Annotated in this window: 16 protein-coding genes; 6 read left to right on the top strand and 10 right to left on the bottom strand. The window is 70.3% G+C overall.

From position 1 onward, the window contains the following. Positions 1 to 37: 37 nt before the first annotated feature. From AB0395_RS06985 to AB0395_RS06970, 4 genes are read left to right on the top strand one after another with little or no spacing between them, the layout of a single operon-like run. Positions 38 to 3,469 carry an amino acid adenylation domain-containing protein gene (locus AB0395_RS06985; protein WP_366277808.1) on the top strand — a complete coding sequence of 1,144 codons (3,432 nt, stop codon included), beginning with the start codon at positions 38 to 40 and terminating at the stop codon, positions 3,467 to 3,469. Next, complete coding sequence (locus AB0395_RS06980) at positions 3,462 to 4,241, top strand: alpha/beta fold hydrolase (protein ID WP_366277806.1); 780 nt, start codon at positions 3,462 to 3,464, stop codon at positions 4,239 to 4,241. The genes AB0395_RS06985 and AB0395_RS06980 overlap by 8 nt, the downstream gene beginning before the upstream one ends. Further along, on the top strand, positions 4,226 to 5,236 hold the full coding sequence (locus AB0395_RS06975; RefSeq protein ID WP_366277805.1) for an iron chelate uptake ABC transporter family permease subunit: 1,011 nt from the start codon (positions 4,226 to 4,228) through the stop codon (positions 5,234 to 5,236). Before AB0395_RS06980 ends, AB0395_RS06975 begins: the two co-directional genes overlap by 16 nt. Then, on the top strand, positions 5,233 to 6,288 hold the full coding sequence (locus tag AB0395_RS06970; RefSeq protein ID WP_366277803.1) for an iron chelate uptake ABC transporter family permease subunit: 1,056 nt from the start codon (positions 5,233 to 5,235) through the stop codon (positions 6,286 to 6,288). Before AB0395_RS06975 ends, AB0395_RS06970 begins: the two co-directional genes overlap by 4 nt. A 115-nt stretch (positions 6,289 to 6,403) precedes the next feature. Here the strand turns inward: AB0395_RS06970 and AB0395_RS06965 are convergent, their stop codons facing one another. Then, positions 6,404 to 7,975 (bottom strand): SIP domain-containing protein, encoded by a 1,572-nt coding sequence (locus tag AB0395_RS06965; protein WP_366277801.1) that lies wholly within the window; start codon positions 7,973 to 7,975, stop codon positions 6,404 to 6,406. Positions 7,976 to 8,065: 90 nt separating this feature from the next. Between AB0395_RS06965 and AB0395_RS06960 the strand changes: the two genes are divergently transcribed. Next, complete coding sequence (locus AB0395_RS06960) at positions 8,066 to 9,430, top strand: salicylate synthase (protein WP_366277799.1); 1,365 nt, start codon at positions 8,066 to 8,068, stop codon at positions 9,428 to 9,430. Positions 9,431 to 9,627: 197 nt separating this feature from the next. On the opposite strand, the gene AB0395_RS06955 is transcribed toward AB0395_RS06960, so the two are convergent. Together AB0395_RS06955 and AB0395_RS06950 are read right to left on the bottom strand one after the other, a co-directional pair. Next, on the bottom strand, positions 9,628 to 10,257 hold the full coding sequence (locus AB0395_RS06955) for a TetR/AcrR family transcriptional regulator (protein WP_366277797.1): 630 nt from the start codon (positions 10,255 to 10,257) through the stop codon (positions 9,628 to 9,630). A gap of 403 nt (positions 10,258 to 10,660) precedes the next feature. Further along, entirely contained in the window at positions 10,661 to 11,083 is a 423-nt protein-coding gene (locus AB0395_RS06950) for a hypothetical protein (RefSeq protein ID WP_366277795.1), read from the bottom strand. 638 nt (positions 11,084 to 11,721) lie between these two features. Between AB0395_RS06950 and AB0395_RS06945 the strand changes: the two genes are divergently transcribed. Continuing rightward, positions 11,722 to 13,149, top strand: a complete 1,428-nt coding sequence (locus AB0395_RS06945) for an FAD-binding oxidoreductase (RefSeq protein ID WP_366277794.1) — start codon at positions 11,722 to 11,724, stop codon at positions 13,147 to 13,149. 99 nt (positions 13,150 to 13,248) lie between these two features. Here the strand turns inward: AB0395_RS06945 and AB0395_RS06940 are convergent, their stop codons facing one another. The 7 genes from AB0395_RS06940 to AB0395_RS06910 form a co-directional block, all read right to left on the bottom strand. Then, entirely contained in the window at positions 13,249 to 13,668 is a 420-nt protein-coding gene (locus AB0395_RS06940; protein WP_366277793.1) for an ester cyclase, read from the bottom strand. 360 nt (positions 13,669 to 14,028) lie between these two features. After that, positions 14,029 to 15,381 (bottom strand): serine hydrolase domain-containing protein, encoded by a 1,353-nt coding sequence (locus tag AB0395_RS06935; RefSeq protein WP_366277792.1) that lies wholly within the window; start codon positions 15,379 to 15,381, stop codon positions 14,029 to 14,031. Positions 15,382 to 15,425: 44 nt separating this feature from the next. Then, positions 15,426 to 16,307 carry an ABC transporter permease gene (locus tag AB0395_RS06930; RefSeq protein ID WP_366277791.1) on the bottom strand — a complete coding sequence of 294 codons (882 nt, stop codon included), beginning with the start codon at positions 16,305 to 16,307 and terminating at the stop codon, positions 15,426 to 15,428. Between the two features lie 14 nt (positions 16,308 to 16,321). After that, the gene (locus tag AB0395_RS06925; protein WP_366277789.1) at positions 16,322 to 17,269 is read right to left on the bottom strand and encodes an ABC transporter permease; all 948 of its coding nucleotides are present in this window, start codon (positions 17,267 to 17,269) and stop codon (positions 16,322 to 16,324) included. Positions 17,270 to 17,277: 8 nt separating this feature from the next. Continuing rightward, complete coding sequence (locus tag AB0395_RS06920; protein ID WP_366277787.1) at positions 17,278 to 18,324, bottom strand: ABC transporter ATP-binding protein; 1,047 nt, start codon at positions 18,322 to 18,324, stop codon at positions 17,278 to 17,280. Beyond that, the gene (locus AB0395_RS06915) at positions 18,321 to 19,208 is read right to left on the bottom strand and encodes an ABC transporter ATP-binding protein (RefSeq protein WP_366277785.1); all 888 of its coding nucleotides are present in this window, start codon (positions 19,206 to 19,208) and stop codon (positions 18,321 to 18,323) included. The genes AB0395_RS06920 and AB0395_RS06915 overlap by 4 nt, the downstream gene beginning before the upstream one ends. Beyond that, positions 19,201 to 20,727, bottom strand: a complete 1,527-nt coding sequence (locus AB0395_RS06910) for an ABC transporter substrate-binding protein (protein WP_366277784.1) — start codon at positions 20,725 to 20,727, stop codon at positions 19,201 to 19,203. The genes AB0395_RS06915 and AB0395_RS06910 overlap by 8 nt, the downstream gene beginning before the upstream one ends. Between the last annotated feature and the right edge of the window lie 295 nt (positions 20,728 to 21,022).

Genomic DNA, 21,022 nt, shown 5'->3' with positions numbered 1-21,022 from the left:
TCCGCACCGTCAAGGAAGCAAAGGACAGCCTCACTTCATGCTGACGATCGACGACCTCCGGCAGATGGCCACCGAGCAGCTCGGTCCGGGGACCACCCCGCCGGGCGACCACGACGATCTGATCGCCCTGGGCCTGGACTCGATCCGGTTCATGCGGATCGCCGACCGTTGCCGCCGGGCCGGCGCCGCCGTCGGTTTCGGCGACCTGGCTCGCACCCCCACCCTGGCCGAATGGGCGCGCCTGATCGCCCCCTCGCCCGAGCCCGTACTCGAAGCCGAACCGGCTCCGGCACTCGTGGACGTGAGCGGCCCGTTCCCGCTGGCCTCGATGCAGCACGCCTACTGGGTCGGCCGGGGCGGATCGGCCGAGCTCGGCTCGGTCGCCGCCCACCTCTACACCGAGTTCGACGGCCACGGCGTCGACCCGGCCAGGCTCGGCGCCGCGGTCGCCGCGCTGGCCGCCCGGCATCCGATGCTGCGCGCCCGCGTCACCGACGACGGACGGCAGGTGGTCGAGGCGTGGACCGGAGGCGAGGAGCTCGAGGTTCTGGACCTGCGCGCGGCCACGCCACAGGAGGCCGAGCATCGCCTGGCCGAGCTGCGCGACCGGCTCTCCCACCAGCTCCTCGACGTGGCCGCGGGCCGCATGTTCGACATCAGGGTCACCCTGCTGCCCGGCGGTGGCACCCGGGTGCACGTGGATGTCGACATGCTGGCCGCCGACGCCCGCAGCTACCGGGTGCTGCTGTCCGACCTGGTCGCCCTGTACCGGGACCCGGCCGCACGGCTTCCCGAGATCGGCTGCACCTTCGCCGGCTACCAGGCGGTCCGCGCCGGTCAGCGTCCGGCCGAGCGCGACGTCGCCTGGTGGCGCGAGCGGGTGCCGAGCCTGCCCGGCGCTCCCGCACTGCCCCTGCGCACCGACCCCGAGGAGCCCGACCGGGTCACCCGCCTGTACCACTGGCTCTCCCCGGCCGAACGCGACCGGCTCACCACCTCTGCGCGCGCCCGCGGTCTCACCCCCGCCGTCGCCGTGGCGACCGTGTTCGCCGAGGTCGTCGGGGCCTGGAGCGGCGAGCCCCGGTTCCTGCTCAACGTGCCGCTGTTCGACCGTCGCCCGCTGCACCCGGATGTGGACAATCTGGTCGGCGACTTCACCAGCTCGATCATGCTGGAGGTGGACCTGACCGAGCGGCGTACCTTCGCGCAGCGCGCCGCCCAGATCCAGGAACGCATGCACGAGGCCGCGGCGCACTCCTCCTACGCGGGCCTGGACGTCCTGCGCGACCTGGCCCGTGAGCAGGGCGCGCCGGTGCTGGCCCCCGTGGTGTTCACCAGCGCCCTGGATCTGGGCGAGCTGTTCGGCCCCGAGGTCGAGTCCTGCCTGGGCGAGCCGGTGTGGATCGTCTCCCAGGGGCCGCAGGTGCTGCTCGACGCGCAGATCACCGAATTCCACGGCGGGCTGCTCGCCAACTGGGACGTACGCGCGGGGGCGTTCCCCGACGGCCTGCCCGAGGACATGTTCGCCGCCTTCCGCGCACTGCTGGCCAGGGCCGGCGACCCCGAGGCCTGGGACGAGCCCGTCGGGCCGCTGCTGCCCGCCGCCACGCTGAAGGTCCGGGCCGAGGCCAACGAAACCGACGGCCCCCTGCCCACCCTCCCGTTGCACCGGCTCTTTTTCGAGCAGGCCGCCCGTACCCCGCAGGCGCCCGCCCTGCTCGGCCCCGGAGGCCTGGTCACCTACGGCGAACTGGCGGGACAGGCTCTGCGGGTCGCGGGGGCGCTGCGCGCGCACGGCGTGCGCGACGGAGACCCGGTCGCGATTCGCCTGCCCAAGGGCCCAGAACAGGTGGTGGCCGTCCTCGGCGTGCTCGCCGCGGGAGGCCACTACGTGCCGATCGGCGTCGAACAGCCGCGGGCCAGGGCCGAACGGATCACCACCCTGGCAGGGGCCGGTGTGGTGCTCGGTCAGGGCCTGCCCTACCGGGACGCGGTGAGCTGGCCGGAGCCGCTGGCCGAACCGGCCGCGACCGCGCCGGAGGCGGTCGCCTACGTGCTGTTCACCTCGGGGTCGACCGGCGAGCCGAAGGGCGTTGAGGTCTCCCACCTCGCCGCCGCCAACACCGTCGCCGACCTCGCCGACAGGTTCGCCCTCGGCCCGGCCGACCGGACGCTGGCGCTGTCGGCGCTCGACTTCGACCTGTCGGTCTTCGACATCTTCGCGCCGCTGTCGACCGGAGGCGCCGTGGTCACCATCGAGGAGGAGGCACGCCGTGACGCCGAGTCCTGGGTGCGGGAGGTACGCACGCACCAGGTGAGCGTGCTCAACTGCGTGCCGAGCCTGCTCGACATGCTGCTGACGGCCGCAGAACGCGACCCGCTCGGCCCGAGCCTGCGCGCGGTCCTGCTCGGCGGTGACTGGGTCGGCGTCGACCTGCCGGCCAGGCTGGCCGCCCAGGTCCCCGGCTGCCGCTTCGCCGGTCTTGGCGGCACCACCGAGACGGCGATCCACTCCACCTTCCAGGAGGTCGTCGCGGGCCGTACCCCCGCCGACTGGACCAGTGTTCCGTACGGCACGCCGCTGCGGAACGCGCGCTGCCGGGTGGTCGACGCCCAGGGCCGCGACTGCCCCGACTGGGTGCCCGGCGAGCTGTGGATCGGCGGCGCGGGCGTCGCGGACGGTTACCGCGGCGACCCCGAGCGCACCGCCGACCGGTTCGTCCTGCTGGACGGCGTGCGCTGGTACCGCACCGGTGACCGGGCCAGGTACTGGCGGGACGGCACGATCGAGTTCCTCGGCCGTGCCGACCACCAGGTGAAGATCCGCGGTTTCCGGATCGAGCTCGGCGAGGTCGAGGCCGCCCTGACCTCCCACCCCGCCGTGCGTCAGGCAACCGCCCTGGTCGTCAGGACCGGCGCGCCGCGGCTGCACGCCGTCGTGGTCGCGGCCGAGGGCCTCACCGAGGAGGAGATCACGGCGCACGCGGCCGAGCGGCTGCCCGCGCACATGATCCCGGACCGGGTGGCGGTCGTCGACGCCCTGCCGCTGACCGGCAACGGCAAGGTCGACCGCCGCGCGCTGACCGCGCTGGTCACCGCCCGGGCGCAGACGCCGGGACGGGCCGAGCCGGTCACCGCGCTTGAGCAGGTGATCGCTCTCGTCTGGGCCAGGGCGTTCGAACGGGAGAAGGTGGACGCGGACGACGACTACTTCCTGCTCGGCGGCGACTCGGTGCTGGCCACCGTGATCGTCGGCAGGCTACGGGACGCGCTGGACACCGACGCGGTCTCGGTCCACGACATCCTGCGGCATCCGACGGTGGCGAGGCTGGCCGCTCGAATCGGCGACGACCGCACCGCCCAGGTCGCCGAGCTCTACCTGGAGATCGAGGCCATGACCGACGACGAGCTCGACAGCGAGCTCGATGGCGCCCTGGGCGCGGGGGAAGCGGAGGCGAGCCGTGGCTGACCTGGACGCGACGTGGATCCGCAGCTGGCAGGCCCATCCGAATCCGACGGGGCGGATCGTCTGCTTCGGCCCCGCCGGGGCCTCGGCCAACTTCTTCCGGGGCTGGAGCACGCGTGTGCCCGCCGACCTGGAGGTCCTCGGCCTGGCCTACCCCGGCAGGGAGCGCCGGTTCGAGGAGGCGCCGATCGAGGACATGGCCGCCCTGGCCGACGCCGTGGCTCAGGTCCTGGCCCCGCACATGGACGTACCGACCGTCCTGTTCGGCCACAGCATGGGCGCCTCCGTCGCCTTCGAGGTGACCCGGCGGCTGGAGAAGCGGGGCAGGGGTCCCCTGGGACTGGCCCTGTCGGGCCGCCAGAGCCCGCGCCGTCAGCGCGACCTGCCGTCCGGCGTGGCCGGATTCAACGACGAGCAGATCATCGAGCATCTGCACGAACTGGGCGGCACCCCACCGGAGATGCTGGCCGACCCCGACTTCCGCGACCTGGTCCTTCCCGCCTTCCGGACCGACTTCACGCTGGTCGGGACCTACCTGCCCAACCTCAAGCCGGTGCTGGACACCCCGGTGACCGTGCTCTTCGGCGACGGCGACCGGGAGGTCTTCGAAGGCGACGCGGACCGCTGGCGCGAGATCACCCGCCGCTTCACCGGCCTGTCGGTCTTCCCCGGCGGCCACTTCTATCTGATCGAGAAGGAGGCCGAGGTGGTCGCGCACGTGGTGCGCTTCCTCAGCGCCCAGCGCATCCGTGCCCTGCCGTGGCCACCGGCGTGAACGGCCGTGCCCGCCCGCTGATTCTGCTGTGCGCCGCAGGGGCGCTGCTGCTGGCCGCCTCGCTGAGCATCAGCGTAGGCGCCCGCTTCATCCCCTTCGGCGAGGTGTGGGCGCTGCTGCTGCATCCCGACGGCTCGGACGCCGCGGCCGTCGTGCACGATCTGCGGCTGCCGCGCACGCTGCTCGGCGTCCTGGCCGGGGCGGCCCTCGGGACGGCCGGGGCGCTGATGCAGGCCCTCACCCGCAACCCGCTCGCCGACCCCGGCCTGCTCGGCGTCAACGCCGGGGCCGCGCTGGCGATGGTGATCGCCTTCCTCACCCTCGGGGTGGATACCGCGGGCGGCCAGCTCTGGTTCGCCTTCGCCGGAGCCGCCCTGGCCGCCGTCGCGGTGTACGTGATCGGGGGCGCCGCCCGCGGCGGCCCCACCCCGATCCGGATGGTGCTGGCCGGGGCGGCGGTCTCGGCCGCCCTGCTGGCCCTGGTGCAGGGGGCGATCCTGCTGGATCCGATCACGCTGGACCGATTCCGCTTCTGGGCCGTCGGCGCGCTGGCGGGGCGGGAGTCCGGCGTGGTTTCGGCCGTCGCATGGCCGATCCTGGCCGGGCTCGCGCTGGCGCTCCCGCTCGGCCGCGCCCTCAACGTGATCGCGCTCGGCGAGGGGACGGGGACCGCGCTCGGCGTCAGCCCGGCCAGGGCCAGGCTCGCCACCGTCGTCGCGGTGACCGTCCTGTGCGGTGCCGCGACCGCGGCCGCGGGGCCGATCGCCTTCGTCGGGCTGGCCGTACCGCATCTGGCGCGCGCCCTGTTCGGCCCCGACCAGCGGTGGGTGCTGCCCGCGTCGGCGCTGCTGGCCCCGACGTTGCTGCTGGCAGCCGACGTCGTGGGCCGGCTGGTGGATCGGCCCGCCGAGATCCAGGTCGCGGTCGTGTGCGCCTTCCTCGGCGCGCCCGTCCTGATCGCGGTGGCCCGCAGACCCCGGGCGGTGGCCGCATGACCTCGTCGGCTCCCGAACTGCGTCTGCCCGGCCGGGCGGTGAGACTACCGGGCGGCGTGTCTGCGCGGGCCCGGCCGCGGGCGCTGGCGACGAGCGTGCTCCTGACGGCCACGGTGGCGGTGCTGGCCGTGATCGGCGTCCTGGTCGGCGGCATGGCGTTGAGCCCTGCCGAGGTCTGGGCCGCCCTCATCGGCGCCGGTGACCAGGCGACCGGCCACCTGGTCTGGTCGGTACGGCTGCCGCGGGTGCTGGTGGCCGTGCTGGCGGGGCTGGCCCTCGGCGCGGCCGGGATGGTGTTCCAGAGCATCGGCCGCAACCCGCTGGCCAGCCCTGATGTGATCGGCTTCACCGCGGGAGCCTCAACGGGAGCCGTCCTGCAGATCCTGGTGTTCGACGCGGGGGCCGCGGCGGTTGCGGGCGGCGCCGTGGGAGGCGGCCTGGTCACCGGTGCCGCGGTGTTCCTGCTGGCCTACCGGTCCGGGCTGCACGGGCAGCGCATGGTGATCGTCGGCATCGGCCTGGCCGCGATGCTGACCGCGGTCACCTCCTACCTGCTGTCCAGGGCCGAGCAGACCGACCTGCGCGCCGCCGCCGAGTGGCTGACCGGCTCGCTGAACGGCAGGACCTGGGAGCAGGTCCTGCCGGTCGCCGCGCTGACCGTTGTCCTGCTTCCCGCGCTGGTCCCGCTGCTGTCCCGGCTGCGGGCACTGGAACTGGGGGAGGACAGCGCCCGCGCGCTGGGGGTCCGGCCCGACCTGACGCGCCTGCTGGCGATGCTCGCCGGTGTCGGGCTGACCGCGGGAGCGGTCGCCGCAGCCGGGCCCATTCCTTTCGTCGCGCTGGCCGCGCCACAACTCGCGGCCAGGATGAGCGGGGGAGGACCCACCGCGCTGTGGTCACCGGCGTTGTGCGGGGCGACGCTGCTCCTGGCCGCCGACACCCTCGCCCAGTGGCTGTTTCCCGGCGGCCGTCTCCCCGTCGGGGTGGTCACCGCCGCGATCGGCGGCCTCTATCTGGCGACCCTGCTCCGCTGGGGGCGTCGTGTCCCCTGAGATGCCCGCCGCGATGTCCGCCGGGATGTCCGCCGCGATGTCCGCTGCGATGCCCGCCGGGATGTCCGGCGCGCCCGCCCGCCTGCAGGGAGGCGGGCGGGCGGGCGCACCCCGGTCAGTCCCGTCCGGCGGCCGAACGTGGATGGTTCCAGTAGCCCAGAGCGCTGACCTGGTCACGCCCAAGACCGCGTTCCTCCAGCAGGTGACGGCGCAACGACTGGATGCTCAGGGACTCTCCCGCCGCCCAGATCTGCCCACGGCCCGCGGGCAGGTCCAGCGAGCGGACCGCGGCCTCGATCGCGCCGGAGGAACCGGGAGGGCGATCGCCTCGGTACAGCCAGGTGATCAGGGCTCCGGGAGCGGCCAGGGCGGGCCGCTCGGCCGCGTCCCGGACCTCGACCACGGCGAACACCGGATGCCCGGCGGGCCTGGTCTCGGTGATCGCGTCGAGGGCGGGCAGCGCGGTCTCGTCACCGGCCAGCAACGTCCATTCGGCGGAGGGGTCGCTCACCCAGTGCACCCGCGTGCCGCCGTACCCGACCTGGTCACCGGGAACGGCGCCGGAGGCCCAGCGGGAGGCCGGACCGTGGTCGCTGTGCAGGAAGAAGTCGATCGTGACCAGGCGCCGGTCCGGGTCATAGGCGCGTACGGTGTAGTTGCGGGTCACCTGCCGACCGGCGTGCGCGGGGAAGCGCCACCGGCCGATCTCGGGGAGGATCACCTCCGAGGCGTCCGGTGCGGGCCAGATCAGGGTGATGATCTCGCCCGGCTCCTCGACCGGCAGTCCGTCCTGGTTCTCCACGGTGAAGACGAAGCGCCGCATCAGCGGCGTCAGATCCTCCACCCGATCGACCCGCAGCAGCCCGACCGACAGAGGGAAGGCGCGCGTGCGCGCGGCGGGCACGGGCGTGCCGCCCGGGCGGCGGGCGATCACCCGGGTGTTGTGCACGTTCAGCTGCCCGGCCTCGAACAGCGCCAGCAGCGCCTCGTCGATGAACGCGTCCGCGTCCTCACCCAGCACGTCGGCCTGCGCCGAGAACGCGGTCGTCCGGGTCACCCTGCGCAGCGACTGAGGGTCCTTGGGGCCCGGCACGTCCACGTCCGGCTGGACCAGCTCGACATCCAGCCCCTCGGCGCGCAGCAGCGCGCACACGACCTCGGCGGGGTGGTGGAACATGGCCAGCGGCGTCGCCGCCAGCCGCTCACGCCAGGCCGGGCGCGCGATCACGCCTTCCAGGATCTCCCGCATCGGGAAGCCGTCGTCGGCGGGCTGACCGAAGCTCCACTGCAGGATGAGCTGGCCGCCCGGCCGCAGCGCGCGGGCCATGGTCCGGACGGCGTGCTCGGGATCGGTCAGCCAGTGCAGCATCCACGAGGAGTGCACCACGTCGAAGTGTTCCCGTGGCAGGTCGAGCCGGTGCGCGTCCTGGACCTCGGCGCTCACCTTCAACCCGGCGCAGCGCGCCTTGGTGGCCGTGACCATGGACGGCGACGCGTCGTTCGCAGTGACCTCGAACTCGCGCTCGGCCATCGCGGCGGCGATCTCACCGGCGCCGCATCCCACGTCGGCGAACCGTCCACCGGCGTGCAGATGGGCGGCCGCCAGCGCGAGCGCCTCCATCGCCGATTGGTACTGACCGGAATTCTCCGTGACGTACGTTTCGGCCTTCCAGGTCGTGCCCTGCATTGCGACCCCTTCTTATAGTTTAGGTAAACCTAATTTATATTAGGATTGCCTAACCTAATCTGCAAGGTTGATGACTACGAGAGGAAGAAGATGCCCGAGCTCGTCTACCAGGAGCGAGAGCTCGCCTTCGCCGCCGACCCCATCGCCACCGCCACCCGTCTGGCCCGAAACTCCCCTGGCGCTCATCTGGTGTACGAGGGCCGCGGAGAGGTGGCCTGGGCCGACGGCGATCACTTCACGCTCAGCGTCGGAGTGGCGGGCACCACCACCAGTGGTCAACGAACGGTCCCCGCCTCGACGACCGCCGGACCCCCACTGGAGTCGCTGGCCGAGGCTCTGAGGCGGATTCCGGTACGTGGCTGGCGCGCGTACGGTTGGGCGGCCTTCGAGCTCGCCTACCACCTGCACGACCTGGCCACCGGCCCCGCCGGGGATCAGCCCCTGGCCCAGTTGTTCATTCCGGCCCGCGAGATCAGGCTGCGCCCCGGCAAGGCTCTCCTGCGCGCCCTGGACCCGGCCGACCTGGACCTGATGGAACGCCTGCTCGCCCAGGGGGCCGAGCAGGTCCGCCACGACCGGGTGGCGCTGGACGTGAGCGTCCACGGTGCCCTGGCCTACCAGCGGGCCGTCGCCACCGCTGTGGCCGAGATCGGATGGCGCAGGCTCGACAAGGTCATCCTGTCGCGGGTCGTGCCGGTGCCCGACGAGATCGACCTGCCCGCCACCTACCTCGCCGGTCGCCGCGGCAACCAGCCTGCCCGCTCCTTCCTGCTACGCCTGGGCGGCTGGGAGGCCGCCGGATTCAGCCCCGAGATCGTCGCCAGAGTCGACGCCGACGGGCTCGTGCTGACCCAGCCGCTGGCCGGCACCCGTGCCCTGGACGGCCGCTACGACCTGGACCACGCCCGCCGCCAGGAGCTCTACCGCGACGCCAAGGAGGTCTACGAGCACGCCATCTCCGTACGGCTGGCCGCCGAGGAACTGGCGCACGTCTGCGCGCCCGACAGCGTCCAGGTCGACGACTTCATGTCAATCAAGGAACGCGGCAGCGTCCAGCACCTGGCCTCCCAGGTTTCCGGACGTCTGGAGCCCGGCCGTACGGGCTGGCACGGGTTGGCCGCCCTGTTCCCCGCGGTGACCGCCTCCGGCATCCCCAAGGCTCCCGCCTGCGACCTGATCCGCCGCACGGAGAACGAGGCGCGGGGCCTGTACAGCGGCGCCGTCCTGACCGCCGACGCCGACGGCACCATCGACGCGGCCCTCGTCCTGCGCACCGTCTTCCGCCGAGACGGCCGCACCTGGCTGCGCGCGGGCGCGGGCGTGGTCGAGCAGTCGACCCCAGAGCGCGAACTCGAGGAGACCTGCGAGAAACTCCGCAGTGTTTCCCTCTTCCTGGTCCCCGCGACCGCCGTGACGACACCGGACAGTCCCCGGCATTCGCTCAACCTCGCCTGAGACCACCCGCTCCGGGCCCTCGGAGAAGGTGGACGGTCCCACCCGGTCCGTGCGCCTTCTCAGAGAGGCCCACCTTCGCAGGAGGCCCGCCCCAGGCGGGGACGTGAGCGTCCGGCCCTGGACGCCTGGACGCCCGGACACTCACGACTCCGCTCGCGACGGCGTGGAACGATCGATGGACAACGGGGGAGGGGATGTCACTCCGGCTGTGCGGGGGAGGCCGCGACGCCGCGGATGTACAGCCGGGTAAACTCCTCGGCGATCTGCGGCAGGCTCAGTCGTCCCTCCGGCTGGTACCAGACGGCCACGCCTGCGCACATCGTCATCAGCGCGTTCGTGGCGACGTGGGCGTCACTGAAGGTGAAGTCCCCCGCTCGCCGCCCCGCCTCGAGCACCTCCAAGAAGAGGCCGCTGTAGGCGTCGCGCAGTGCGATGATCTCGTCGCGGTTCTCGCCTTCGAGCGCGCGGATCTCCGAGTCCGTGACGAGGGTCTCGAGACGGCGGTCGGCGTGGAACAGGACGTGCGCCCGGATGCCCGCCGTGAGCCGCGCGCGAAAGGAGCCCTCGGCGCTGATCGGCGGCTCGACGAAGGCTCGAAGGTCGCGCATCGTCCGGCGCATGATCGCCAGGAGCAGTTCCTGTTTGCTCGGGAAGTAGTAGTAGATCGAGGACATCTGAAGGCCGACCGCCCGTGCCACGTCGCGCAGCGTGGTGCCGTGGTATCCACGTGCCGCCATCAGCTCGACGGCCGCCCGGTAGATGAATTCCTCGGTGTTCTTCGCATCGTGGCGGTTGGCCACCTGGACCCCCCAATCGTAACTTTTCAATCGATCGTTCTATAGGCGGAGAGTACTCGCTTCCCAGGTGAGAGGAGGCCGAACCCTTGATATGCCCGGCTAATCCGATCGCCTATCGAACGTTCGATAAAACTTACTCCGCAGCGCCAAGAGTGCGAAGGAACGATGATCTATGTCGAGGGTTCAGGAGGACCGGCTCGCCCGTGTGCTGGACGCTGTCGCGGTCTTCGCCGAGGGAGAGGTTGCGGCGCGTGCCGCCGAGATCCCGACGTGACGATCGTGATGCCGAAGCTGCAGGCCGTTCATGTGATCGCCGGGGAGAGCGTGTGAGACGGCCCGGATTGCCGGCGCCGGGGACGGTCCCGGCCGCCGGGTCGAGCTCAGGCCCGCCCTGTGGAAGCGGGTTGTCCGAGACGGCGGACTCTCAGGCCCCTCAGCGCGGGGCGATGGGAACCGGTGGGGCGTCCACCGGGTGAGTCGCTTTCCTCCGCGGAGGCAGGGTGGCGGCGACCATCAGTGTCCCGGCGATCAGCACGAGATTCTTGACGACGAACTCGCCCTCCATGGTGAGCAGGAGGGGGTTTCCGTCCTTGAAGGCGACGCTGGGATGGAGCGCCAGGACCAGGAACGTTCCGATCAGGTGGAGCAGGAGCGCGGGCAGGAACGGGCGCACCCACCGGCCGGTGATCAGTGCCAGGGCGGCGGCGATCTCGAACACGCCGAGGGCGGGCACCACGAACGAGGCGGGCAGTGGCACGAAGGCGAGGGTTTCCGCGACCAGGTCGCTGACCGGGCTGACGTTCGCCACCTTCAGCGCTCCGAACCACAGGAACACCAGGCCCAGCGTCCCCCGCATAATGGCTGGGAATCGCCTGTGGAGAATGGTGGCGACATGAGACTTGACAACGGTCAGAGAATCGGGTAGGCGGGCTTGGTGGAAGTGTAACCGTTTCATCCGATACACGACTATCTCCTTGGGCTGGGGGGTTTGCCGGATCTAATATAGCTTGCACCTTTCTTGCGGGAATTCCGGAAATCGAGTCGTGGCTCCCACGTGCAGGTCACCGGGGAGGATCGTGCTTCCCCGCAATGGAGATTTTGCTGTCACTTGTAAATTCCGGCGTACGGTTTCAGCTCGTCCGTGGCTGAGCGGGAATGGTTCCGGGGAGTTCTGGGAGCCGCCGGAGGTGCGGTGAGCCAGGCCGAGAGGGGGTCTGTTTCCGGAATGTCGACGCTCACGCCGGGCGGGGTGAAGCAGCGGTCCTCTCGCAGGCCTCTCACCTGGCAGGCGTAGCCTGACGGGAGGAGGCACATTTCGAAACGCCGCCACGGGCCCTTCCACGAATACGGGTTCGCGGGCGGCGGTGCGGCGGCACGCCGTGCCTGCGGCTTCCAAGCGCGCTGTGCGCCCACCTCTCGGCGAGGGGTTGTTCCTCGCCCCAGGGGCGGGCGTCTCCGTGTCGGGGTCGCTTGCCGACCAGGAGGGAGGAGCCGATGCCGATCGAGGTCGAGACGCTCTCGGGCGAGACCACCACGCTGGACGACAAGAAGCTCGAAGAACTCCGGATGACCTTCCACGGTCCTCTGGTCACACAGGAGGACGACGGTTACGACGAGGCGCGGATGGTCCAGAACGGGCTGATTGACCGCCGGCCCGCCCTCATCATGAGATGTGCGGGCGCCGCGGACGTCATAGACGCCGTCGGCCTGGCCCGCGAGTACGGCCTGCTGACGGCGGTGCGCGGTGGCGGACACAGTGTCGCGGGCCACAGCGTTCGTGACCGCGGCCTGCTGATCGACCTGTCCAGGATGCGGGGTGTCTGGATCGATCCCGACTCCCGGGTGGTCCGTGTCCAGGGCGGCGCGACCTGGGGGGATGTCGACCGTGAGACCCAGCTCTTCGGCCTTGCGGTTCCGGGCGGCATAGTGTCCACGACCGGTGTCGCGGGGCTCACGCTGGGCGGCGGGATTGGATGGCTGCACCGCAAGTACGGGCTGTCCTGCGACAACCTTCGGGCGGTCGAGATCGTCACCGCCGACGGGCGACTTCTCCGGGCGAGCGAGTCGGAGAACGAGGATCTGTTCTGGGGACTGCGCGGTGGCGGCGGCAACTTCGGCGTGGTGACCTCCTTCGAGTTCACCGCCCACCCCGTCGGGCCGATCGTCATGTGCGCGGCGCCGATGTACGCCGACGATCCCGGTGAGGTCTTCCGCGCCTGGTGTGACTGGGCGGACACGGTGCCCGACGAGGTCACCACCAGGGCCATGTTCTGGACGGCCCCGCGGGATCCCCATCTGCCGCCGCAGGTCCACGGTCGGCAGGTGCTCATCACCGGCGCCGTCTACGCGGGACCGCCCGAGGAGGGCGAGAGGGTTCTCCAGCCGATCAGGAGCTTCGGCACCCCGCTCGCCGATCTGAGCGGCCCGATGCCGTTCCGGATGTTCCAGTCGGCCTTCGACTTCTTCTTCGCCAAGGGCACGCTGGCCAGCTACTGGAAGTCCCTTTTCATGAAGGAGCTGACCGGTCGGGCGGCGGAGCTGATCGTGAGCTGCGGGCTCTCGCGGACCACGCCGCAGAGCATGATCCATGTGCCGCTGCTCGGCGGTGCGGTGAGTCGTGTGGGTCCGTACGAAACGGCGTTCGGCGATCGCGGCGCGCACAGCATGCTCAGCGTGGACGGCAACTGGGTCGACCACCACGACGCGGCGGCCCACATCGCCTGGGTGCGCCACGTCATCGGCCGGGCCGAGGAGTTCTCGACCGGGGGGGCCTACTTGAACTTCGACGGAGACGAGCCGGCGAAGGCGCCGGAGCTCGTTCCCACGGCCTTCGGGGAGAATCTTCAGCGGCTCACCGAGATCAAAAGGCGCTACGACCCGGGGAACCTGTTCCGGCTCAACGCCAACATCCCGCCCGGATAGCGTCGCAGGTGATCTCGGGCACCGCCCCTGCCGTCACGGCGGCGGTGGCCGTGATCGGCGTGCTCACCGGCCGGCAGCGCGCGAGGGCCGGACGGGAGGTCATTGACACGGGAAACCGAGCTGGGCTCGTAACTCCGACTGATCGAAGTAGAGGCGCAGGCTCACGATGAGCCCGTTCTCGATCGTGCAGACATAGCAGCAACGCAGCGCAACGGGGCGGCCCGTCGCCTCGATCACCTGCCCGTCGGGCAGCATGTACGGTCCCTTGTGGGTGCCGACCATCACCAGTTCGTCAATTGCCACGTCACCGACGTCGAACGACTCCACGACCACCGTGTGGATGTCCGGAAAGGCTTCCCAGAACTCCTCCAGATATGAGGCGAGTTCTTCGTGCCCCTGGGACAGGCCTTCCGGGCTGACGGTCACCCCGGCCGGGCTGACGGTGCGCAACAGCGCGTCCAAGTCGTGAAGGTTGAACGCGGCGTTGTACCTGTCGCGCACTTTCCGGGCATCTGTCATGGTGCTGCCCTTCTTCCCGCGAGTGGACGTATGCGACGTGGTCGTCTTCCCTTTGGCCGGCCGTCTCTTGAAGGGACGCCTGTTGCGCCGATCGCCACGACCGAGGGGAAAACTTCATGGAACCTACTAATCCCGAGCATATGACCAGGAAGGTTCCGTCGGCCGTCTGTACGGCCCCCGGCCGTACTCGGGGACGACACGCCCGTCCGGGCGACTCCGCGCCCGGCGAGCCCGATCCTCCGAACGTGAGGACCGGGCGTCGCGGCTGCCGGAACAGCCGGGTCGCCAGGGATCGGCTGGACCGCCAGGGATCGGTTGTGCCGGCCGGGCAGGCGAGGGTGCCAGGCGGCGCGTCAGGGGTCAGGCGACCCGATGGGCGATCCGCTCTCCGACCCGCAGGGCCGAAACCGTTCCGTCGGACTCCCTGACGAACGGCACGCGGGAGCCCTCCTCACCGTTCGGCTCAACGACGATCAGCGAGTCCTCCCCGCAGCCCACGAGCCGGTCGGCGGAGGGCAGCTCGATCGTGAACTGGTCGGAGCCGGCCGGAGCCGGGTTGGCGATCATTCTCAGCTCGCCGGTCCGTTCACCGGGGGCGAGGGTCACGGTGCCGTAGAAGCCGCAGTCGTAGGTGCCGAGCAGCGCGGCGCCCAGCGCGTCGTCGACCGGGCCGGTGGTGCGGCGGGGCACGTCGCCGAACACGCTTCGAGCGATCACGCGCTCTATCTCCTTGACGGCGGCGCCTCCCTCGAGGGAGTTCGTGAGGATGACGAACGCCAGATCCTCGGAGGGGATGAGGACGAGCCGGCTGGCATAGCCGATCGTCAGCCCGTCGTGCAGCGCCGCGGGCCTGCCCGCGACGTCTTCGAGCCACCAGGCCAGGCCGATGTCACGGCCCTTCGGGCCGCGGGAGGCCTGAACGGAGAACAGGCCCGCAGGAGCCGCGGCCGACCGGACGTAGGAGGCGTACCTCATCAGGTCGTGGACCGTGCTGAGCACGCCGCCGCCGGGCACGTCCCAGCCAGGGAGCTGCCAGTGCCGCTGCCAGCCCTGATCGGTCAGCAGCACCGGGCGTCCGTGCCGGTCGTGGCCGTGCGGGGCGGCGACCCGCCGTGTCATGACCTGGTCGGCCGTCGTGAAGGTGGTCGTCATGCCCGCGGGGTCGAGCACCTCCTCCTGGAGCACATCCGCGTAGCGCCTGCCGGTCACCTTTTCGACCACGGCCGCGGCGACCATGATGCCCGGGCCGCTGTAGGAGTAGTCGGTGCCGGGGGCGAACAGCAGGGGCCGGCGCACGAAGTGCTGCAGGGACGCCTGGATGGAGTCGTCGGCATGGTCGCGGAGGATGCGCGGAGCGTCCGCGATCATGTTCTGCGCGTCGATGCCGGAGGTGTGCGTGATGACGTGGCGCAGCGTGATCCGCTCGTCGATGCCGGTGCCGGTGGGGAAGTACGGTGCCACGGGCGTGTCCAGCGTCACCTGGTCTCGCTCGACGAGGCGCCCGATGATCAGTCCGAGCAGCGTCTTCGAGATCGAGCCGACCTGGAAGATCGTGTCGCGGTCGACCGGCAGGGCGTGCTCGAGGTTGGTGACGCCGACCCCCATGAACGTCGTGTCCGTCCCGTGCATGATGCCGACGGCGACTCCCGGCACGCGGCGTCGTTCGAGGATCGGCGCGATCTGCTTGTGCAGGGTCATGGCGTGGTCGGACATGTCTGTGGTCTCCTGTAGCTCGGTCGGGGATGTGGAGGGGCGGCTCACGCGCCGGCGGAGGTGCGGCTGCGGGGATCCAGCTGGTCGCGCATCACGTCGCCGATCAGGTTGAACGCGAGCACCAGCACGACGAATGCGATCGCGGGGAAGGCCACCACCCACGGGTCGGTCAGCAGGTACTGCTGGGAGGAGGAGATCATGCTCCCGTAGTCGGCCTCGGGCGGCCGGATGCCGAACCCGAGGAAGCTCAGGGCCGCGTACGCGGCCTCGGCGGTCGACAGGTTGATCGCGGTCATGATGACGAGCGGCGAGGCGATGTTCGGGAGAATGTGGCGTCGCATGATCCAGACACGCCCCCGTCCGCACAGCCGGGCGGCGTCGACGAAGCTGCGCTCCATGATCGAAAGAGTGGATCCCCTCGCGATGCGCGCGAACCGGGGGATGCAGACGATCCCGATCGCGAGCGAGGCGTTGACCAGGCCACTGCCCATCACGGCGATGACGAGGATGGCCAGGAGATACTCGGGAATGGCGAAGAGCAGATCCACGAAGCGTGACAGGCCGCTGTCCCACAGACCGCCGAAGAATCCGGCGACGATGCCGATCACGGTGCCGACCACCAGGGCGACCCCCACCGCGTACACGGCCGACAGCAGCGCGGGCCGCGCCGCCGTGATGACCCGCGACAGCTGGTCGCGTCCGAGGGCGTCCGTGCCGAACCAGTGCTCGCTCGACGGCGGTGACAGGTTCGGGCCCGCGCCGACCTGGTTGGGGGCGAAGGGCGTGATGTACGGCCCCAGGGCCGCGAGCACGACGTAGAGGAGGATGAGGGAGAGCGCGATGTTGGCGACGATCCCGCGCACGGGCCAGCGGCGGATCAGGCGGGCACCGCGGGAAGGAGGCCGTCGTTCGGCAATGGTGGACACGCTGGCTCCTGGTTCTATTTGCGGAGGATGCGTCGGTCGACGAACGGCACGGCCAGATCGACGAGCAGGTTACCGAGGATGAACGCCCCCGCGAGCACGAGCGCCTGAGCGGTGACCTGGGAGAAGTCCCGGCTCGAGATCGAACTGAGCACGCCGCGGCCCAGGCCCGGCAGGCTGAAGATCTCCTCCACGATGAACAGGCCGCCGACGAGCATGCCGAAGATGAAGCCGATCAGCGTGAGCACCGGGGGCAGTGCCGCCCGCAGCGCGTACACGTAGGTGATCCGCCATTCGGCGATGCCGTTGGTGCGTGCCGTGGCGATGAACGGCTGCGACAGCACCTCGATCATCGAGGACCGCGTCATCTGGGTGACCAGGGGAGCGGTCGGGATGCCCACCGCGAGGGCGGGCAGCAGCATCGTCTGCAGGTTGGCCATGGCGTCGTCGGAGAAGGGGATGTAGCTCGCCGAGTACAGGTTCGTCAGGTACTGCGTCGCCAGATACAGCGCCGCCGACCCCGAGACGAAGCCCGGGAAGGCGAACACGATCAGCAACGGGACGCGGATTCCCCAGTCCGTGCCGCTGCCCGCGCGAGTGGCCGCCATCACCCCGATGGGGATGCCGATCACCACGGCGATGAGCAGTCCCATCAGGCTGAGCTCGAGGGAGATCGGCGCCTGCTGGGCGATCACGTCGGTGTTGGCCTGACTGGAGATCGGCGAGGTGCCCAGGTCGCCGCGGAAGGCCGCGGTCAGCCAGTCGAGGTACTGCTGGTAGATCGGTTTGTCCAGGCCGAGATCGTGCGCGATCGCTGCGATCGTCTCGGGAGACGCCTTGGGGCCTGCGATGACGGCCGCCGGGTTACCGGGCACGAGCCCGCGCCCGGCGAAGAAGATCAGCGCGGAGAGGACGAGCAGGACGCCGAAGGCTCCCGCCAGCTTCTTTGAAAGATAAAGGAGCACAGCCTCTCCTAGGCTTCTGCGGGCATGCCCGCACCGGTGCGCGCAACGCCGGACAGCGAGAGTTCGCCCGGTTTGTGACAGCGCACAAGGTGGTCGGACGCCGCCTCGACGAGATCGGGAGCGATACGTCGGCAGTGGTCGTCGACGATCGGACAGCGGGGGGCGAAACGACATCCGGCCGGAGGGTTGACGGCGCTCGGCGGTTCGCCCCTGAGCACGATGCGCTCGATGGGGTCGGCCTCGTCGTCGAGGATCTGGGGTTCGGTGGAACGCAGGGCGACGGCGTAGGGGTGGAGCAGGCCCCGGTCGAACGCCTCGGCCGGTGCCTGTTCCACGACCTGGCCCAGATACATGACGGCCACCGAGTGGCTGACCTGCCGTACGGCGCGCAGGTCGTGCGAGATGAAGACGTAGGCGGTGCCGGTCTCCCGCTGCAGCCGTTCGAGCAGGTCGAGGATCTGCGCCTGCAGTGACGCGTCGAGTGAGCTCACCGCCTCGTCCAGCAGGATGAGGTCGGGCTCGTCGACGATGGCGCGGGCGATGCACACGCGCTGCTGCTGGCCCCCCGAGAGTTCGTGGGGGTAGCGGGAGCCGAATTCGGAAGTGAGCCCGACCGCGGCGAGCGCCTCGCCGACACGCCTCTCGCGTTCGTCCTTGCCGACCCTGCCCAGCGCCTCACCGATGCTTTCGCGCACCCTCATCCGAGGATCGAGCGCGCTCGCCGGGTCTTGGAACACCGCCTGGACCGTTCCGCTGCCGGAGGCGACGGCGGCGGGAGTCCCGTCGGCGCCGACCTTGACGCTGCCGGTCGTCGGTGTCTCCAGTCCGGTGATCAGCCGTCCGAGCGTCGACTTGCCGCAGCCCGACTCGCCCACGATCCCCAGGGTGCGTCCCGACCGGAGCTGGATGCTGACACCGTCGACCGCGTGCACGGAACGGCGGGGCTCCCTCAGGCTTCTGCGGCGAAGGGCGTAGTGCCGCACGGCGTCCCGGACGTCGAGGACGACGCCGGGTTCTTCGGCCGGTGTGGTCACCCGGGCCCTGTCGTCTGTCATGCCACCACCTCGGCGGGGTCGGGAACGTAGGTGGTCACCTTTCCCCGCGCGGCGTCGAGGAGTGACCGGGTGTAGGGGTGCGAGGGCCGGATGAGGACGTCGGCCGCCGCCCCCTGTTCCACGATGCGCCCGCCGTACATGACCATGACCTTGGTGCACAGCTCGGAGATCACGCCGATGTCGTGGGAGATGAGGAGCAGCGTCATCGCGGAGTTGGCGACACGCTCGCGCAGGAGTTCGACCACCTGGGCCTGCACGGTCACGTCGAGTGCCGTCGTCGGCTCGTCGGCGATGAGCAGGTCGGGATGGTTCAGCAGCGCCATCGCGATCATGACACGCTGGCGCATGCCGCCGGAGAGCTCGTGCGGGTAGCTGCGCCGCTTGACGGAGGCGTCGCCGATGCCCACCTGGCGCAGTGCCTCCTCGACGAGGAGGGTCCGCTCACGCCGGCCGAGTTTGCGGTGCGCGGTGACGACGTCGGAGAGCTGGCGGCCGATCGTGAAGACGGGGTTGAGGCTGCCCAGGGGGTCCTGGGGGACCCGGGCGACGCGCGTGCTGCGGATGGACCGCAGCGCCGCGGGCTTGAGGGACAGCAGATCCTCGCCGTCGAGTTCGATCCGCCCGGACCGGACGATCGCGGCGGCGGGAAGGATGCGCAGGATCGCGGACGCGAGGGTCGACTTCCCCGATCCCGACTCACCGACGAGTCCTACCCGGTCACCGCGCGAGATCGTGAACGAGGCGTCCTCGACGGCCGCCTTGGCTGTTGCCGATGTCCCGTAGTACACGGACAGGCCGTCGACGACCAGCAGGGGAGCGCCAGGCGCGGCCGCGGCGTGGACCGCCCCCCTCGGGGAGCGGTCCACAAGCGGTGCATCAGCCATGGCCGACCTGGCTCAGGAATGTACGGCTCTGGCTCGGTGGCACCGTCACTCCGCTCAGCCCCTTCTTGTAGGCGACGAACATGTCCGTCGCGAGCAGGGTGAGGGTCGGGTAGACCTCCTCGGCCTCTTCCTTCTCGATGGCGATCAGGGCCTGCTGGTACGCCTCCTGGTTCTCCGCCTTCAGCGCCGCGTCGAGCAGCTTCTGCAGGGAGTCGGGCACGGGACCCTGGCGGCCGTCGGCCGGCTGCACGTACTGGAACGGGTTGGAGTAGTACGACTGCGCGTTCCAGCTCAGGGCGTACTTGGCGTTCACCAGCTTGTCGCCCCAGGCGGCACCCTCGAGCGGCTCCAGTTCGACCTTGATGCCGACCTTGGCGAGCTGGTCCTGCATGGCGGCGACCAGGTTGTTGGTCCCCGGGTCGTAGCCGCTGATGTACATCAGCGACGTGGAGAAACCGTCGGGGTGTCCGGCCTCGCGGAGAAGCTGCTTGGCCTTCTCGATGTCCTGCGTCGAGTTGGGCAGGTCCGCGGGCTTGGGGGCCCACGAGGTGCCCGGCGGGATGTAGACGCTGGACCGGGCCGCGCCGCTGTAGGCCTGCTGAGCGAGGCTGTTGCGGTCGAGCGCCAGGGCGAGGGCCTGGCGGACCCGCTTGTCGTCGAACGGCTTGGTGAGGTTGTTGACCTGGAGGAAGATCGTGGAGTCCGTCGCGGCCTTGTCGACCGTGACCTTGCCGGACTCCGTCAGCGCCTTCGCGCCGGCCACGTCGGGGAAGACCAGGTCGACCTTGTCGGCCTGCAGGTTGCTCACCTGAGTCGACACATTGGGAACGTAGAGGATGTTGAGCCGTTCGGACTTGGTCTTGGCGCCCCAGTAGCCGTCGAACCGCGTGAGCTTGAGCTCGCTGTTGGCGCGGTAGGACTCCTGCTTCCACGGACCCGTGCCGACCATGTTGACGGCCGCCTTGCTGGACGTGGCGGCCTTCTTGTTCATCACGGCGCAGCCCCACACGAGCGGGTTGGCCATGTTGTTGACGAAGCCGGCGTCCGGGCTCTTGAGGTGGAACTCCACGGTCGTGGGGTTCACGGCCACCGTTTCCTGAAGCGTCGGGAACAGCGCCTTGTCAATGCCCTCGGGGCTCTCCTTCAAGCGGGTGAAGGTGTAGACGATGTCGTCGGCGGTCAGAGTCTCGCCGTTGTGGAACTTCACATCGGGCTTGAGCTTGAACGTGTAGGTGAGGCCGTCCTGTGACTGCTCATAGCCTGAGGCGATCGCGGGCTCCACCTTGCCGTCGGCGGTGGTGGTGAGCAGGCACTCGTACGCCAGCTGCCAGGCGAACCGGTCGGCGAAGAAGGCCGAGCCCTGGGGGTCGAGCGTCGTGGGTGCCGTCGTTTCCGCCACGGTGACTCCGGCGTCGGCGGTGCTGCTTCGGGGCTGGGAACAACCCGCCGCGAGCACGGCCGTCGTGCAGGCCACCACGGCTGCGCGCAGCGCGAATGCGCGGCCATGATGCTTCGTCATCTAAACCTTCTTTCAGGTCAGTTCAGCGTTCCTCTAGCCGCGCTCCGGCGACGTCCGAAGACCGAGCGGGGGGTGTAGAGCACGCCGACCTGTGTTTTGCAATGCAAATCTCTAACTTGCATTGCATCATGCTTATGCGTAGGGCATAGTCATGTCAAGGATGCGGATGGCATCGAAATGAACTGTTAACTCCTCTGGAAACCACCGTGTCCGAGGCTTCAGGGTGCTGAAATCGTTGCAGAAAGGGTGTTGGATCGTGGTTGCGCGTATGCCGTTGGCTCGTTCCAACGGACAC

The organism is Streptosporangium sp. NPDC051023 (assembly GCF_040689595.1).
In the GTDB taxonomy this organism is placed as follows: domain Bacteria; phylum Actinomycetota; class Actinomycetes; order Streptosporangiales; family Streptosporangiaceae; genus Streptosporangium.
This window is presented reverse-complemented; position numbering and strand designations above follow the sequence as displayed.